At 58.1% G+C, this 13,910-nt stretch carries 20 protein-coding genes; 16 read left to right on the plus strand and 4 right to left on the minus strand.

Features of this window, described 5'->3' with window-relative positions:
* Positions 1–7: 7 nt before the first annotated feature.
* On the minus strand, positions 8–1,507 hold the full coding sequence (locus tag G0Q00_RS14280; protein WP_163040553.1) for a flagellar hook-length control protein FliK: 1,500 nt from the start codon (positions 1,505–1,507) through the stop codon (positions 8–10).
* Between the two features lie 262 nt (positions 1,508–1,769).
* Between G0Q00_RS14280 and G0Q00_RS14285 the strand changes: the two genes are divergently transcribed.
* The 6 genes from G0Q00_RS14285 to G0Q00_RS14310 all read left to right on the plus strand — a co-directional run bounded on the left by G0Q00_RS14285 (position 1,770) and on the right by G0Q00_RS14310 (position 5,581).
* Positions 1,770–2,066: a rod-binding protein gene (locus G0Q00_RS14285; protein WP_163040555.1), complete on the plus strand. Its 297-nt coding sequence runs from the start codon at positions 1,770–1,772 to the stop codon at positions 2,064–2,066.
* Entirely contained in the window at positions 2,053–2,388 is a 336-nt protein-coding gene (locus G0Q00_RS14290; RefSeq protein ID WP_163040557.1) for a hypothetical protein, read from the plus strand. The genes G0Q00_RS14285 and G0Q00_RS14290 overlap by 14 nt, the downstream gene beginning before the upstream one ends.
* A 206-nt stretch (positions 2,389–2,594) precedes the next feature.
* Complete coding sequence (locus tag G0Q00_RS14295; protein WP_163040558.1) at positions 2,595–3,932, plus strand: flagellin; 1,338 nt, start codon at positions 2,595–2,597, stop codon at positions 3,930–3,932.
* Positions 3,933–4,020: 88 nt separating this feature from the next.
* On the plus strand, positions 4,021–4,389 hold the full coding sequence (flaF, locus tag G0Q00_RS14300; RefSeq protein ID WP_239058469.1) for a flagellar biosynthesis regulator FlaF: 369 nt from the start codon (positions 4,021–4,023) through the stop codon (positions 4,387–4,389).
* Positions 4,386–4,790 (plus strand): flagellar biosynthesis repressor FlbT, encoded by a 405-nt coding sequence (gene flbT, locus G0Q00_RS14305; protein WP_163040560.1) that lies wholly within the window; start codon positions 4,386–4,388, stop codon positions 4,788–4,790. Before flaF ends, flbT begins: the two co-directional genes overlap by 4 nt.
* Complete coding sequence (locus G0Q00_RS14310; protein ID WP_163040562.1) at positions 4,787–5,581, plus strand: DUF1217 domain-containing protein; 795 nt, start codon at positions 4,787–4,789, stop codon at positions 5,579–5,581. Before flbT ends, G0Q00_RS14310 begins: the two co-directional genes overlap by 4 nt.
* A gap of 2 nt (positions 5,582–5,583) precedes the next feature.
* Here the strand turns inward: G0Q00_RS14310 and G0Q00_RS14315 are convergent, their stop codons facing one another.
* On the minus strand, positions 5,584–6,909 hold the full coding sequence (locus tag G0Q00_RS14315; RefSeq protein WP_163040564.1) for a FliI/YscN family ATPase: 1,326 nt from the start codon (positions 6,907–6,909) through the stop codon (positions 5,584–5,586).
* Positions 6,910–6,996: 87 nt separating this feature from the next.
* Between G0Q00_RS14315 and G0Q00_RS14320 the strand changes: the two genes are divergently transcribed.
* The 10 genes from G0Q00_RS14320 to G0Q00_RS14365 all read left to right on the plus strand — a co-directional run bounded on the left by G0Q00_RS14320 (position 6,997) and on the right by G0Q00_RS14365 (position 12,304).
* Positions 6,997–7,389, plus strand: a complete 393-nt coding sequence (locus G0Q00_RS14320; protein WP_163040566.1) for a FlgB family protein — start codon at positions 6,997–6,999, stop codon at positions 7,387–7,389.
* A 6-nt stretch (positions 7,390–7,395) separates the two neighbouring features.
* Entirely contained in the window at positions 7,396–7,788 is a 393-nt protein-coding gene (gene flgC, locus G0Q00_RS14325; RefSeq protein ID WP_163040568.1) for a flagellar basal body rod protein FlgC, read from the plus strand.
* Between the two features lie 11 nt (positions 7,789–7,799).
* Positions 7,800–8,090, plus strand: a complete 291-nt coding sequence (fliE, locus tag G0Q00_RS14330; RefSeq protein ID WP_163040570.1) for a flagellar hook-basal body complex protein FliE — start codon at positions 7,800–7,802, stop codon at positions 8,088–8,090.
* Positions 8,087–8,356 carry a flagellar biosynthetic protein FliQ gene (locus G0Q00_RS14335; RefSeq protein ID WP_133487000.1) on the plus strand — a complete coding sequence of 90 codons (270 nt, stop codon included), beginning with the start codon at positions 8,087–8,089 and terminating at the stop codon, positions 8,354–8,356. The genes fliE and G0Q00_RS14335 overlap by 4 nt, the downstream gene beginning before the upstream one ends.
* 1 nt (position 8,357) lies before the next feature.
* On the plus strand, positions 8,358–9,080 hold the full coding sequence (locus tag G0Q00_RS14340) for a flagellar hook-basal body complex protein (protein ID WP_163040572.1): 723 nt from the start codon (positions 8,358–8,360) through the stop codon (positions 9,078–9,080).
* A gap of 9 nt (positions 9,081–9,089) precedes the next feature.
* Positions 9,090–9,875, plus strand: a complete 786-nt coding sequence (gene flgG, locus G0Q00_RS14345) for a flagellar basal-body rod protein FlgG (protein ID WP_163040574.1) — start codon at positions 9,090–9,092, stop codon at positions 9,873–9,875.
* Positions 9,875–10,309: a flagellar basal body P-ring formation chaperone FlgA gene (gene flgA, locus G0Q00_RS14350; protein WP_163040577.1), complete on the plus strand. Its 435-nt coding sequence runs from the start codon at positions 9,875–9,877 to the stop codon at positions 10,307–10,309. The genes flgG and flgA overlap by 1 nt, the downstream gene beginning before the upstream one ends.
* Positions 10,310–10,321: 12 nt before the next feature.
* Entirely contained in the window at positions 10,322–11,050 is a 729-nt protein-coding gene (flgH, locus tag G0Q00_RS14355; RefSeq protein ID WP_163040579.1) for a flagellar basal body L-ring protein FlgH, read from the plus strand.
* An 11-nt stretch (positions 11,051–11,061) separates the two neighbouring features.
* Entirely contained in the window at positions 11,062–11,553 is a 492-nt protein-coding gene (locus G0Q00_RS14360; protein WP_163040581.1) for a flagellar basal body-associated FliL family protein, read from the plus strand.
* 97 nt (positions 11,554–11,650) lie between these two features.
* A complete protein-coding gene (locus G0Q00_RS14365) occupies positions 11,651–12,304 on the plus strand; it encodes a GntR family transcriptional regulator (RefSeq protein WP_163040583.1) in 654 nt (217 codons plus the stop codon).
* Between the two features lie 19 nt (positions 12,305–12,323).
* Here G0Q00_RS14365 and G0Q00_RS14370 read toward each other — a convergent pair whose 3' ends face one another.
* The gene (locus tag G0Q00_RS14370) at positions 12,324–13,010 is read right to left on the minus strand and encodes a fumarylacetoacetate hydrolase family protein (protein ID WP_163040585.1); all 687 of its coding nucleotides are present in this window, start codon (positions 13,008–13,010) and stop codon (positions 12,324–12,326) included.
* Positions 13,007–13,843 (minus strand): alkaline phosphatase family protein, encoded by an 837-nt coding sequence (locus G0Q00_RS14375; protein WP_163040587.1) that lies wholly within the window; start codon positions 13,841–13,843, stop codon positions 13,007–13,009. Before G0Q00_RS14375 ends, G0Q00_RS14370 begins: the two co-directional genes overlap by 4 nt.
* Positions 13,844–13,910: the final 67 nt, after the last annotated feature.

Genomic DNA, 13,910 nt, shown 5'->3' on the forward strand with positions numbered 1-13,910 from the left:
GCGCTCCTTACACTCGAATATCTACACCCGCGCGGCCGGCGATGTTCAGCGCGTGCCGTCCGGCATCCTCCGACGGGCTTTCCTGGTCGGACTGCGGGATTTGGGAGGCGGGGGCTGAACCGTCATCGGAATGCGTCCCGTTGCCCCCTTCTGATGGTTGTTGCTGAAACGTGAAGCTCACGTCCGACATGCCAAGTTCGCGCATGTCTTGCGCCAACTGGTCGATATGCCGCCGCATCAAATCCAGCGTGTCGGGTCGTTCAAAACTGAGAACGACATGCATGGCCGACCCCTCGGACTGAAAGGACATGCGCAACCGCCCAAGCTCCTCGGGGCTTAGAGTCAGCTCAACCGGGCGATCCGGCTGCTGCCGGACGATCTCGGCAATTTGCGCCATGACCATGCGCGGAACTTCCGTCCCACGCGTATGTGCAGCTGATTTCAGATCACCTGCCGACGACGACACATGCTCGACCACACGAAGTCCCATGTCGTCGGGGACCGGACCGTCAGCCTCTTGCTCGACCAAGTAGGTCAAGGGCGCGACTGCCCAAGACAGCGGGGCCTGCTTCGCCGTTTCCAGAGCAGGCATGATCTTTGCACTCAGTTCCGATGCAGATCTGGGAGCGGACGCATCAGGCGCAAGCTCCTCGGCATGCAATTCCGGGCTAGTTTTCTGCTGAACCTGTCCAACGACAGACGTGGGCGCAGAAGTCCCCGCGTTCTGCGGTTCACTTGGCCGCGAAGGCACAGCGGTCTTGCCTTGGGAAAGTCCCCCGAATTCCTCTGGGCGTTCAGAAACCTGTCCGGACTCGATGGCAGCTGGCCCGCTGTTCGTGACCTGCGCAGCCGATGCGGCGCCCCCCGCGTTCTGTGCAAGTTCATGTTGGAGATTGGAAGTCGCTAGAGCATTGCTTCGCGAAGGCAACGCTTCATGAGCCATACGCGCTTCCATCTGGGGTGTGAAACGAAGCGGCTCAGCAGATAGCGGCGGCACCTTGACCGGGTCATAAGGCACTGGGAAAGTCTTGCCCCCCTGATCAACTGGCACCAAACGCTCGTTATCCGGTTCGTCCTGCGCCGTATCAGAGATCGCATTAGGTGCCTCTGTCTCGGCGTTATCCCAAGGCCGCACCTCAGCTGCATCGGGCATTTCGATGGAAGGCATGCGCGGCGTAAATATTGCGCCCTCCCTCCCCTCCAACCGCGCGGGATCAGGTTCAGATCTCGTCCGCGCCGTATCAGGTAAGGCGGAGTTCAGGGGCCGCACAGGTTCATCTAGCTTGATACCTTCCTGCGCCGAGGGCACGGTCATTCGCTGCGCCGGGATTGCAGCCTCTGGCAACGTCTTCCGCAACTCTTTCGCATGATTAGGCGTGCTTTGGGACAGCTCCGCCAATTCCAATAAAGGCATCAGCTCGGGATCTGTCTGCCCCTTGGCCACCTGCACCTCTTCCCCCGGCTCTGCCGTTGGTTTGACCACCAGTTCGATAGGCAGTTCCACCATCCCAGATGGATGCTTCTGACCCAGAAAAACCATATCGAAGGGCGTCGGTAGCAGCCCCATCGACTCACCTACATCCGCAGCCGGGATTTGAAAATCCCGTTCTGTTTGCCCCGCATGCGCGAATTGAAGTTGTGCAATATGCATATGTTCCGTCCGGGTTTTCTGCCTCGGTTCAACGCAGATTTACAGATGGGAATTACCAAATCTTTACCGCTAGCAGCGAGACTTGGAAAAACTGTGATCAATTTGAAAGGTCGACATTATGGATTCCATTTCAGGTGTATCGCACCCGGTCGCGACACATAAACCCATCGCAGCAGACCAGGACAAAGCGCTTTGGGATGCCGCCAAGGAACTTGAGGCAAGCTTTCTTTCCGAAATGCTGAAATCAGCGGGGATCGGCAAAACGCCCGACAGTTTTGGCGGCGGGATTGGCGAGGATCAATTCGCCTCGTTCCTGCGTCAGGAACAGGCCCGCAGCATGGTTGATAGCGGGGGAATCGGCCTCGCCCAGTCGCTCTTTGAAGCATTGAAGGAGCGCTCTGATGCACAAGGTTAACGCACTTCTCACCCTGCTCGAGGATGAACGTCAGATGATTCTTAAAGGTGATCTTCGCGATCTGCCAAGTCTAACCGAGGCAAAGGCCGAGGCATTGTCCCAGCTCGGGCAGTCGGCGGTTACCCAACCGCAGTTGGCGCGCCTGCAAGCACTGGCTGCGCGCAATCAAAGCCTGCTCAGCGCGGCTGCAAATGGCATTCGCTCGGCGCGGCAACGACTCGACGCCATTCGCAATCGGGATCAGGGAGTCAAAACCTACACCCGGACGGGTGCCGCGCAGGTTTTATCGCGCGAGGCCTCGAACTTCGAGAAGCGCGCGTGATCCGCTCAGATTATTTCAACTTGTATGAAAACTAGCCTGCGAGATTCAGTATTCGTTCAGAATTTCCACTGCAGTTTCGCTTTGCATCCAAACGGATGGCGCAGCCGATCAAGTTGGCTTGCAGATGTCAGAAGGCAAAGACGCCCCGCGTGAAACCGGGGCGAGGGAAACAGGCGCAAAGCGCCGTAGATTGAAGGGAATACAAAATGTCCAGCATTCTGACCAACAACAGCGCGATGGTCGCGCTTCAAACGCTGAAATCAATCAACTCGAACCTTGCCAGCACACAGGCTGAGATCTCGACCGGTAAATCGATCAGCACGGCCAAAGATAACGCCGCTGTTTGGGCCATTTCGAAAGTAATGGAATCCGACGTGAAGGGCTTCAAAGGCATTTCGGAAAGCCTTTCTCTGGGGGAATCGACCGTCGCGGTTGCACAGAAAGCCTCGGAAACGGTGACCGATCTTCTGACGCAGATGAAAGGCAAGATCGTTGCCGCCCAGGAAGAGAACGTGGATCGCACGAAACTGCAGACCGACATTGCCGCACTGCGGGATCAGATCGGCTCGGTTGTGAACGCAGCTCAGTTCAACGGTCTGAACCTGATCGACGGCTCAAGCACCGATACGATGGACGTTCTGGCCTCGCTGGATCGTGATTCGTCTGGTAACGTGACGGCCCGTCACATCGAGGTTGACCGCCAGAACCTGTCGGTAACCACGCCGGTGACCTCGGCCGCGTTCGGGACAACCGACCCGACAGACCAAGCCGCAGCCAACGCGCTGATCCAAGCGGGTGCAAACAACACCCAAATTAACGATGCGGCTTTTGACCCGGCGTTGCCAACCGCAACAATTGCTGATGGCGGTAGCCTGACCTTTACCATCGGTTCGGTCAGCGAAGGCGACAGCTATCAGGTCATCCTAGATGACGTGAATGTCAACGTGGCTGGTGGCGGAACATCACTGGGTCAGCGTACCTTCGAATATGTCGCCGGGGCCAATGACGGTACGGCTGACGTCGCACAACAACTGGTCTCGCAGATCAATTCGTTCTTCGCGGCGGCAACCGGATCGGCTGAAGGCTACTCGATTACTCAGGGAACCGGCAGCAACACCAACCAGTTCACCATCACCAATGCAGTTGGTGGTGCCACCGGCGACATCAACGTGGGTGTGCGCGCACAGACCGGCGGCACCCCGGGCACTACGACGGCTTCGGGTGGTCTGGGCAGCCTGCAAACCATCGACGTCACCACAGACTCAGGTGCAACTGGCGCGCTGACCGCAATCGAGGGGTTGATCGACAAGTCGATCGATGCCGCCGCAGCCTTTGGCTCGGCTCAAGGCCGGATCGAGACACAGACGAACTTTATCTCGTCTCTGTCCGACTCGCTGACCTCGGGGATCGGTGCACTTGTGGACGCGGATATGGAAGCTGCCTCGGCACGACTGCAGGCACTACAGGTTCAGCAGCAGTTGGGCACGCAGGCGCTGTCGATTGCCAACCAAGCACCGCAGAACATCCTGTCGCTGTTCCGCTAAAGGGCGTGACCGTGGGGCGCCAAAATGGCGTCCCACACCCCCTTTTACATGACCACTATTGTTTCCGGAAGGACATCCTGTGACCGCTATGAACATGACCAAAACGGCTTATGCGGCAACTCAACACACCGTTCGTACACCGCGCGGCATCGAATACGAGGCGTTTGCCCGTATCACACACCGCCTGAAATCCTCGGCAGATAAAGGCCGCAGCGAATTCGGGCAACTGGCGCAAGCCATTCACGAAAATCGACAGCTCTGGACTTTGCTGGCCGCCGACGTGGTCGCCGACGACAACGGCCTGCCCGCCGATCTGCGCGCCCGCATTTTCTATCTCTATGAATTCACCAACCAGCATTCGCGCAAAGTCTTGAAAGACCCTGATGAGGTCGGCGCGCTTGTCGAAATCAACACGGCAATCATGCGCGGTCTGCGTCAGACAGGAGTGGCAGCATGAGCGGATTGGTCCTGAAACTCAGCCCGAAAGAACGTGTCTTGATCAACGGCGCCGTCATCGAAAATGGCGACCGGAGGTCGCGACTTTCCGTCGTCACACCGAACGCCAATATCCTGCGCCTGAAAGACGCCATCCACCCAGAGGAAGTGAACACGCCAGTTCGACGCATCTGCTATATTGCACAATTGGTCCTGTCCGGTGACGCGAAACAGGAAGACGGGCAGCTTCAACTGCTGCGCGGAATTGAGCAACTCAGCCAGGTACTCACTGACCCGGATAGCCGGAAGTTTCTGGATGCGGCCTCTGGCGCGGTCCTGGACAACCAGTACTATCAGGCGCTCAAGCAACTCCGGGCTTTGTTGCCGCGTGAAGAACGCCTTCTGTCGGCACGTTTCGCATGAGTTTTCAACCGGTCATACCGTTCAGCGGCGCGGCCGGTTGGGCCTTTTTGCAGCGTACTAAAGATGTGCAGCAATCAGCGTTCGAGAGCGGGGCGGTGCTTCATCGCGACGTGCAGTATTTCAAAGACAACATCGGTGACATCACAACGGCCGAACAATTGGTAGGTGATCGTCGACTGCTTACCGTCGCGCTTGGGGCCTATGGGCTGAGCGACGATATCAACAATACCTACTTTATCCGTAAGGTTTTAGAAGATGGCACGCTGAGCTCCGATGCGTTGGCCAACAAACTTTCGGACACACGCTATTTCGAGTTGGCCAAGGACTTTGGGTTTGGGGACTACAACATTCCCCGCACTCAGATCTCGGATTTCGGCACGAAGACCGTCGCGGCATATAAAGAACGGCAATTCGAAGTTGCTGTTGGCAATCAGGATCATGATATGCGCCTTGCGATGAGCCTTGAGCGCGATCTTGGAAACATTATTGGGAAATCCACCTCCGATGCAGGCAAATGGTACTCGGTCATGGGGAACCCGCCTTTGCGTCAGGTGTTTGAAACCGCGTTAGGGCTTCCGTCGTCCTTCGGAACCATCGACATCGACAAGCAGCTGGAGGTCTTTCAGGAAAAATCCGAACGCTACTTCGGATCACCTGCGGTTGATCAGTTTTCGGATCCTGACCGGCTGGAAGAACTTACCCGCCTGTTTCTCGCGCGTTCTCAGATTGCGCAGGGGACAGCTGCGCTCAGTTCAAACTCCATCGCTTTGACATTGCTGCAAAACGTTTGACGTTAGCCCGTGTTCGTAGACAAGCAATCCGCCAAACGTTCAAAGCTGGCGCGCGTGCCCACCACCTCAGGTTCTGCCAAGAACCCATCAATCTTCGACCAGGACTCAATCGCATGATCCAGCATCGCATCTGATCCTGCGGAATAAAGCCCGGCTTGGATCATCATTTCGGACCGATCATAAAGACCCAACAATTGGCGACCTTCCATGATCAGGGCGTTTTCCGCGTCCGCGGCGGCTTCCGGAAGGGCGCGCGATACCGACCGCAACACATCGATTGCTGGGAACCGCCCGCGCTCCGCGATCTTGCGATCCAGCACGACATGCCCATCCAGAACGCCGCGCAGGATATCCGCGACGGGTTCCTCCATATCTGACCCAGCTACAAGGACAGAGAGCACAGCCGTGATGTCACCGGTCTGACCGACGCCCGGGCCAGCACGTTCACAAAGCAACGTAATCTGCTGCGTTGTGGACGGGGGATACCCGCGTAGAGTTCCGTTCTCACCCGAGGCAAGCGCAATCTCGCGATGGGCCTCGGCAAATCGTGTAATGCTGTCAGCCAGAAACAACACCTGCCGCCCCAGATCGCGGAAATGTTCAGCGACCGACATGGCCATCCACGCGCACCGGCGTCGCATCATCGGTGATTGGTCCGATGTCGCGGCGACGACAACGGCGCGTTTCATCCCTTGCTCGCCCAACACACGTTCAACAAACTCGCGCACCTCACGCCCACGCTCGCCGATAAGTGCGATCACGACCACATCTGCATGCACACCGCGTGCCAGTTTGGCCAGCAACGTTGATTTCCCAACCCCGGATCCTGCAAAAAGCCCAATCCGCTGCCCGGAAACAATTGGAAGAAAGGTGTTGAAAACAGTCATTCCGGTCTCAAGCCGGGCGCCCAGCGGGCGGCGCGTGGTTGGGTTTGGCACCTCGCCCTTCAATGCGCGCATCTGTGTCCCCTGGAGGATAGGCTGACCGTCAAGACTTTGCCCCAGCGGATCCACAACACGCCCGATCCAACTGTCATCCGGGGCGATACTGGTTCCTCCCAACAACACAACCTCGTCCCCAATCTGAAGCCCTGCGCAATCTCCATCCGGCAGGACAGAAATATCTCCGCCCGACAGGCCCAGAACCTCGCCCATCCGGGGTGCCCCCGCGCGCGGATGGATTTGCACCAGATCCGCCTGAGCCGCGGACTTCGTAAGCCCGGACACCTCGACCATTCCTTGCCGAATGTGGGTCACGCGCCCGATCTGTCGAACGATCTGCAGTGATGCAAGCGCTGCGGACACCTGCTCGAACCCAACATTGTGCATCGGCATTCTCCTAAAATTTTCACTGAAACTGTTTATAAAGGAATCAGGGTTAAGCCTTGGTTGAAGCCAATCGAGGGAGAAGCCCCGATGTTTGAAAAATTGACCATTTTTGCCAAGGCAAACGACCTTGCGCTCCATGCTGCAGCACGGCAGTCCGTTATCGCGCAAAACGTGGCGAATGCGGACACGCCGGGGTATCGCGCCCGCGACGTCGCCTCGTTTGCCGAGACGTATAAACCCGACCGCCCCGACCAGATGCGCGCGACGCGCAGTGGGCATTTCGGGGCAGATATATCCGCGCGCCCCGCTACAGAAAGCAAAGTCGTCTATCGCGCTGGTGCGACGTCGCCCAACGGGAACTCGGTGTCGCTTGAGACCGAGATGATGATGGCCGCTGAAACCAAGCGGGATCACGATATGGCGCTGGCTGTCTACAAGTCCACGCTGGGCATTGTGCGCAGTTCACTGGGGCGGAGGTAACAGGCCATGAGTGATCTTCGCAATTCGGTCGCCGCCGCCGCATCCGGCATGAAAAGTCAGGCCAATCGCTTGCGCCACGTATCTGAGAACATCGCCAATGTGGACACACCTGGTTATCGCAGGAAAATGGTCAGCTTCCAGACGGCCCTTGAAGGTGGGCGCGCCACCGGGCTGGTGGAGACAGGTCGCGTCCAATTGGACAAAACCACCCTGCCCAGCATCTATGATCCCTCGCATCCGCTCGCCGATGAGAGTGGTCATTATCAAGGCTCGAACGTGGATCTTGTGATCGAGATCGCGGACGCCCGAGAAGCGCAGCGTAGCTATGAGGCCAACCTGAAAATGTTCGACCAGTCGCGCCAGATGTCGCGCGGGCTGTTGGATTTGCTGCGCCGGTAAAAGGATAGATTATGGATATTCGTGCAACCCTTGCCTCGCAACAATACGCGGCCTCGCGTCAGGCGGCTCAGCCGACAGCAAACAATGAACAAAAAGTGAACGAATTTGCGGGTGTCGCGCAGGACTTCGCGCAGACCCTGCAAAACGGCGAGCGCACCGCGATGGCCGCACTGTCTGGTGATGCCGATCCGCATGCTTTGGTGCAGGCGCTGGCCCAAACCGAGCTGGCCGTTGAAACCGCGGTAACGGTCCGCGACAAGGTGGTCGAAGCCTATCAGGAAATCCTAAGGATGCCGGTCTGATGGACGAGATTATCTTCTACGACACGCTGCGCGCGGGGCTATGGGACGCGGTTCTGATTTCGCTACCCATTCTGTCAGTCGCTCTGATCGCCGGCCTAATCGTTGGCCTGTTCCAGGCGCTAACCTCGATCCAAGAGATGACCCTGACATTCGTGCCCAAGCTTGTGGCCATTCTGGTCGTCTTCTGGGGCAGCATGGGCTTCATGACCGAAACGCTGGTCAGCTTTTTCCAGCTGCGCGTCGTTCCCTTGATTGCAGGAGGATGAGATGGACAATATCGGCTATACGTCCCTGACACGGCAATCCGGCTTAATGCGCGAGATGCAAAGCATCGCCAACAATATTGCCAATGCCTCGACCACTGGATTTCGGCGCGAAGGCGTGATTTTTTCCGAGTATATTCATGCACTTGAGCGGGATGACCCCTCACTTTCCATGGCGACAGCCAACACACGGGCGCTGAACTTGGAACAAGGTGCTTTGACCCAAACTGGCGGTACTTTCGACTTCGCCATCGAAGGCGATGGCTTCTTTCTGTTGGACGGACCAACCGGCCAATTCTTAACCCGCGCAGGTGTCTTTACGCCATCCGCCGAGGGCGAGCTTGTAACCCCTGACGGCTATCGCTTGCTGGATGGTGGCGGGGCGCCGGTGTTCATTCCACCTGATGCGAAAACCGTGTCGATGGCAGCGGACGGAACGCTGTCTGCAGATGGGCGGGCGCTGGCCTTGATTGGGCTGTTCTCCCCCGTGGATCAAACGGATCTTCAGCACCGCGACGGCGTGCGATTTGAAGCCCCCGGCGGGGTCGAACCAGCCCTAACTGAGGCTTCAATCCTGCAAGGATTTGTCGAGGGGTCCAATGTCGATCCCATCGCAGAAATCGCCCGCATGATCGAAGTCCAGCGCAGCTATGAGCTGGGTCAGAAATTCATGGAAAAAGAGGATGAACGCATCCGCTCGGTCACCAAAACGGTCATCGGACAATAGGAGGCTTAAATGCGCGCACTGAACATTGCAGCAACCGGGATGTTGGCCCAGCAAATGCGGGTCGAGACGATCTCGAACAACCTCGCGAACATGTCGACGACCGGCTACAACACCCGGCGGGCCGAGTTCGCGGACCTGCACTATCAGCAGGCCACGCGGGCGGGCACAATCAACGCTGCGGATGGGACGGTCTTGCCAACCGGCGTCCAGCTTGGGCTTGGGGTGCGTCCGACTTCGGTCACGATGATGGTACAGCAGGGGACGCTGGCGCAAACCAACGGCGACCTGGATCTGGCGATCGAGGGGCGCGGCTATTTGGAAGTTACCCTGCCTTCGGGCGCGTCGGGGTATACGCGGGACGGTGGGCTGAAACTGTCTGGCGACGGGCTGATCGTGACCTCGGACGGCTATCCTGTTGCGCCTGAAATCACCATTCCCAACGACGCGCGCCAGATCTCGATCAACGCAGATGGCGAGGTCTACGCCTATTTCGACAACACCATCGAACCCGAGCTTATGGGCGCCTTCACCCTTGCCAGTTTCACCAATGACAAGGGACTTGAAGCGATCGGCTCGAACCTGTTTCGCGAAACGCCTGCCTCGGGTCCTGCTTTTGTTGGCACCCCCGGCACGGACGGGCGCGGGACATTGCGGCAGGGCTATCTGGAGAACAGCTCGGTCGACGCGGTGCGCGAAATCACCGAGCTGATCGCGGCCCAGCGCGGCTATGAGCTGAACTCGAAAGTCATCACTGCGGCCGATCAGATGCTTGCGGCAACCACACAGGTGCGCTGATGAGACGGTTTCTAACACTTGTTCTGATGTGGATCACACTGCCGGCCGCAGCCGACACCGTCGTCGCAGCCAAAAACCTGCGGCCCGGCATGATTATCTCGGCGACAGACGTAAAACTGGTCGCGTCCGAGATCCCGGGCGGTTTTCAGTTGCTCGAGGACATTATCGGGCAAGAAGCGCGCGTGGTGCTGTATGCCGGGCGGCCCGTTCTACCAAACGACATCGGCCCGCCTGCTTTGATCGACCGGAACCAAATCGTCACCTTGGTCTATACCGCCGGGCCGATGACCATTCTGGCCGAAGGGCGCAGCCTTGGGCGCGGCGCGGTCGGTGACCGTGTGCGGGTAATGAACCTGTCATCGCGCACAACGATCACTGGCTCGGTCTCGTCCAATGGCGATGTCATTGTCTCGAACTCTCACACCCATTTTTGACAAGGAAACCCCATGCGTTTGACCCTGCCCATCCTGATCCTGACCATGGCGGTGACTGCCTGTTCCCGCATGGAAAATGTCGGCAAAGCCCCCGCGCTGAACCCCGTTGAAATGAGCGCAGAACATCAGGCGATGCATGCCTCGGCACTGCCGCAGGATCTTCCGCGGTCGGGTGTGGTGTACCGATCATCCTTATGGAGCGGCGGGCGACAATCTTTGCTTGGCGATCGACGCGCCCAGAAAGCAGGCGACATTCTGACCGTGGTGATCGAGATTAACGATCGTGCCGAGTTCTCGAACAGCTCATCCCGCGCGCGTGGCGGTTCCGAGGACATGGGCGTTCCCCACCTGTTTGGGATCCCGCAGGCAATCGACGGCGCGCTACCCGAGGGCGCCTCGATGGCGAATGCCGTTGGAGTATCGTCAAGCAGTGCGTTCAATGGCAATGGATCTGTCAAACGAAACGAGAAGTTGGAACTGCGCGTGGCGGCGACCGTCTTGGGCACGCTGCCGAATGGCGTATTGAAGATTCAGGGCACGCAAGAGGTCCGGGTCAATTTCGAACTGCGCGAGCTTTTGGTGACCGGGTTCGTGCGGCCCGAGGACATCTCGCGCCAGAACGAGATTCCGTACGACAAGATCGCCTCGGCCCGCATTTCGTATGGCGGTCGCGGTCAGATCACCGATGTCCAACAACCCCGCTACGGTCAGCAGATCGTTGACATCATTCTTCCGTATTAAAGGGGGTCAAGATGGGTAAAATCATTCCACTCATACTGGCCCTGACCGGGCTTGGGGTCGGCGCGGGGGCAGGCATGATGCTGCAGCCTGAACCCGAACCTGTCGCGATGAATCCTTGCGGTGACACAGATCTTGCCGCAAAGGACGACCACGAAGACACGGCCGAAGACGCGCCCACGGATACCGAGTTCGTGAAGGTCAACAACCAGTTCGTGGTGCCTGTCGTCGCCGATGGCAACATCTCGTCTCTTGTGGTGATGTCGCTGAACATCGAGGTCGAACTGGGCGGGCGCGAGACGGTTTACCAACGCGAACCCAAACTACGCGACGAATTCCTGCAGGTGATGTTCAACCACGCCAACACGGGCGGATTTGACGGCGCGTTCACGCAACCAAGCCGCTTGGGCCCTCTTCGCAAGGCTCTGCTTGAGGTGGCACAATCCATTCTGGGGCCGACTGTGAAAGACGTGCTGGTAACAAATATCGTGCGACAGGACACCTAAGTTCTCGACGACTTTGATGGTCGAACGCTCTGTACTGTTTGAAACACTTCAACCTGCCAAGCGATGTTGTTAGTCTGCCCGCAAGGGAGACCGTTGAATGCAGCTAAAATCCGTGGACGTGTCGAAGACCGCATCAGCCACCACCATCATTTTCGAGGCGCTGAAACAGGCCATCGTCGAAGGTGAGTTGGAGGACGGCACCCCGTTACGACAGGATGAAATTGCCAAGATGTTCAACACTTCGCGCATCCCAGTTCGTGAAGCGATCCTGAAGCTGGAAGAACACGGGTTGGTGACATCACAGCGATACAAAGGGGCGGTTGTCTCGTCCCTGTCGCAGGATGAAGTGCGCGAGATCTTCGACTTCCGTGCCTTGTTGGAACCGCATGTCATCGCGCAAGCTGTTCCAAAGATGGATGCCGAGACGCTGCGCACCGCCCGCGGGCATTATGAAGCGCTGGCCTCGTCGAACGATTCTTCGGAATGGGGCGATCTGAACCGGAAGTTTCATGCGACACATTATTCAGCCAGTGGCCTTACTTATCATCTGGCTGCCATCGACAACGCCCTGAATCGGATCGACCGCTATCTGCGGGCGCGCATCATGATGGATGATGGCATGATCCGCGCCAACCATGATCACCTGATGATACAAGAAGCATGCGAGGCTGGGGACGCGCAAAGGGCGGCCGAGCTAACTCTGACACATATCCAAGAGGCACGCGACAAGCTGTTGGCCTATTTGAAGTAAGTTTCGGAAGAACCGGTCCTTACGCGATATGCGTGGTGACGCTGCCCAGCCCATTGATCTGCGCAACGCAGGTGTCACCGGACTCAAGCGGCCCCACATTTTCTGGCGTTCCGGTGAAAATCAGGTCACCCGCGCTCAGCTCGACCAGCGTCGACAGATAGGCAATCACATCCGCAACCGGCCAGATCAGGTCAGAGATGTCCGAGTTCTGGCGCGTCTCGCCATTCACGCTTAACGAGATGGCGCCTTTGGAGAAGTGCCCCACCCCGGCCACGGGGTGCAGTGCGCCGCAGGGGGCTGACCGGTCAAACCCCTTGGCCATATCCCACGGACGCCCGTTCGATTTTGCGTCCGCTTGGACATCGCGCCGGGTCAGGTCGTTACCGACTGCATAGCCCCAGACATGATCCAACGCGGCGTCGGCGGCAATATTCGCACCGTCTTTACCAATTGCCACAACCAGCTCAACCTCGTGATGCAAGTTCGACGTGCCCGGCGGGTACGGGATGCTCGCCCCATCCGCGACCAGCGCATCCGCGGGCTTGGAAAAGAAGAAAGGCAGTTCCCGATCCGGGTTTGACCCCATCTCGCGCGCGTGGGCGGCGTAGTTCTGCCCAACACAGAAAATCCGACGCACGGGAAATTTCTGGTCCGAGCCAGCGATGGGAAGAAACGGTTGTGCGGGAGCGGGAATGGCCCAAGTCATTTCAGGAACACCTTGCCTTTCATCGTATCTGCAATCGGTGCGCCCATCAGGGACAGAACGGTGGGCGCAAGCTGAGTTTGGCACAGAGTATCGCTGTCATCGACCACTTCCGCATCCCCAAAATAGTAAAGCGCGACGTCTTGTTGCACGTCTTCATGCCCGCCATGATGGCCGCGATCCGTCTGGCCGTGATCGGCAGTGACGATCACCTCGTATCCTTGTTCCCGCCAGCGTTTGATAAACGGGGCCATCTGTTCGTCCATCTTGAAGCATGCGTCATCCATTTCTCGGCACTCGTGTCCAAAACGGTGGCCCATGCTGTCCAGCGTGCAGGTATGCAGAATGCCGTAGTCAATGCCCTTGCGTTCGCACAGCATAGTCAGCGTGCCGAACAGGTCGACATCGGCCGGGGTGCATTGGTTGATCAACCCGTATCCGGTCATAGAATGAAAGCGTCCGTGGTTGATGGTGTCGCTGTCGGGCTCGTCATATTCGACGTCCCGCACCACATCAAACGGCGCGCGGTTGAAGAACTCGGACCAGAAGGAATGCGTCACTGCGCCGGTAACACCTCCGGCCTTGCGGACTTGGCTGAAGATATCATCTTGCGACAGGCGGAAGACATCGTGGTTGCCGGTACAGCCATGTTCCTGCGGGGTGACGCCCGTATGGATCGACGCATAGCAGCTGGCCGAGGTCGACGGCAGTACAGCCCGCATTTTCAACAGCTTCGCATCCCCCGATTGCACCCAGCCTTCGAGGTTCCCGAAAAGCCGACGCCAGTTGCGATGCGGCACCCCGTCAATGATGAGAAGCAGGAGTTTTCTGTCCATGTCAGCGCCCTTCCAGATTGCGCGTTGATTTGCCTCAGACTAGGCGGGGGCCATCACGGATTTATGC

The organism is Aliiroseovarius sp. PrR006, assembly GCF_010500215.1.
Lineage (GTDB): Bacteria > Pseudomonadota > Alphaproteobacteria > Rhodobacterales > Rhodobacteraceae > Aliiroseovarius.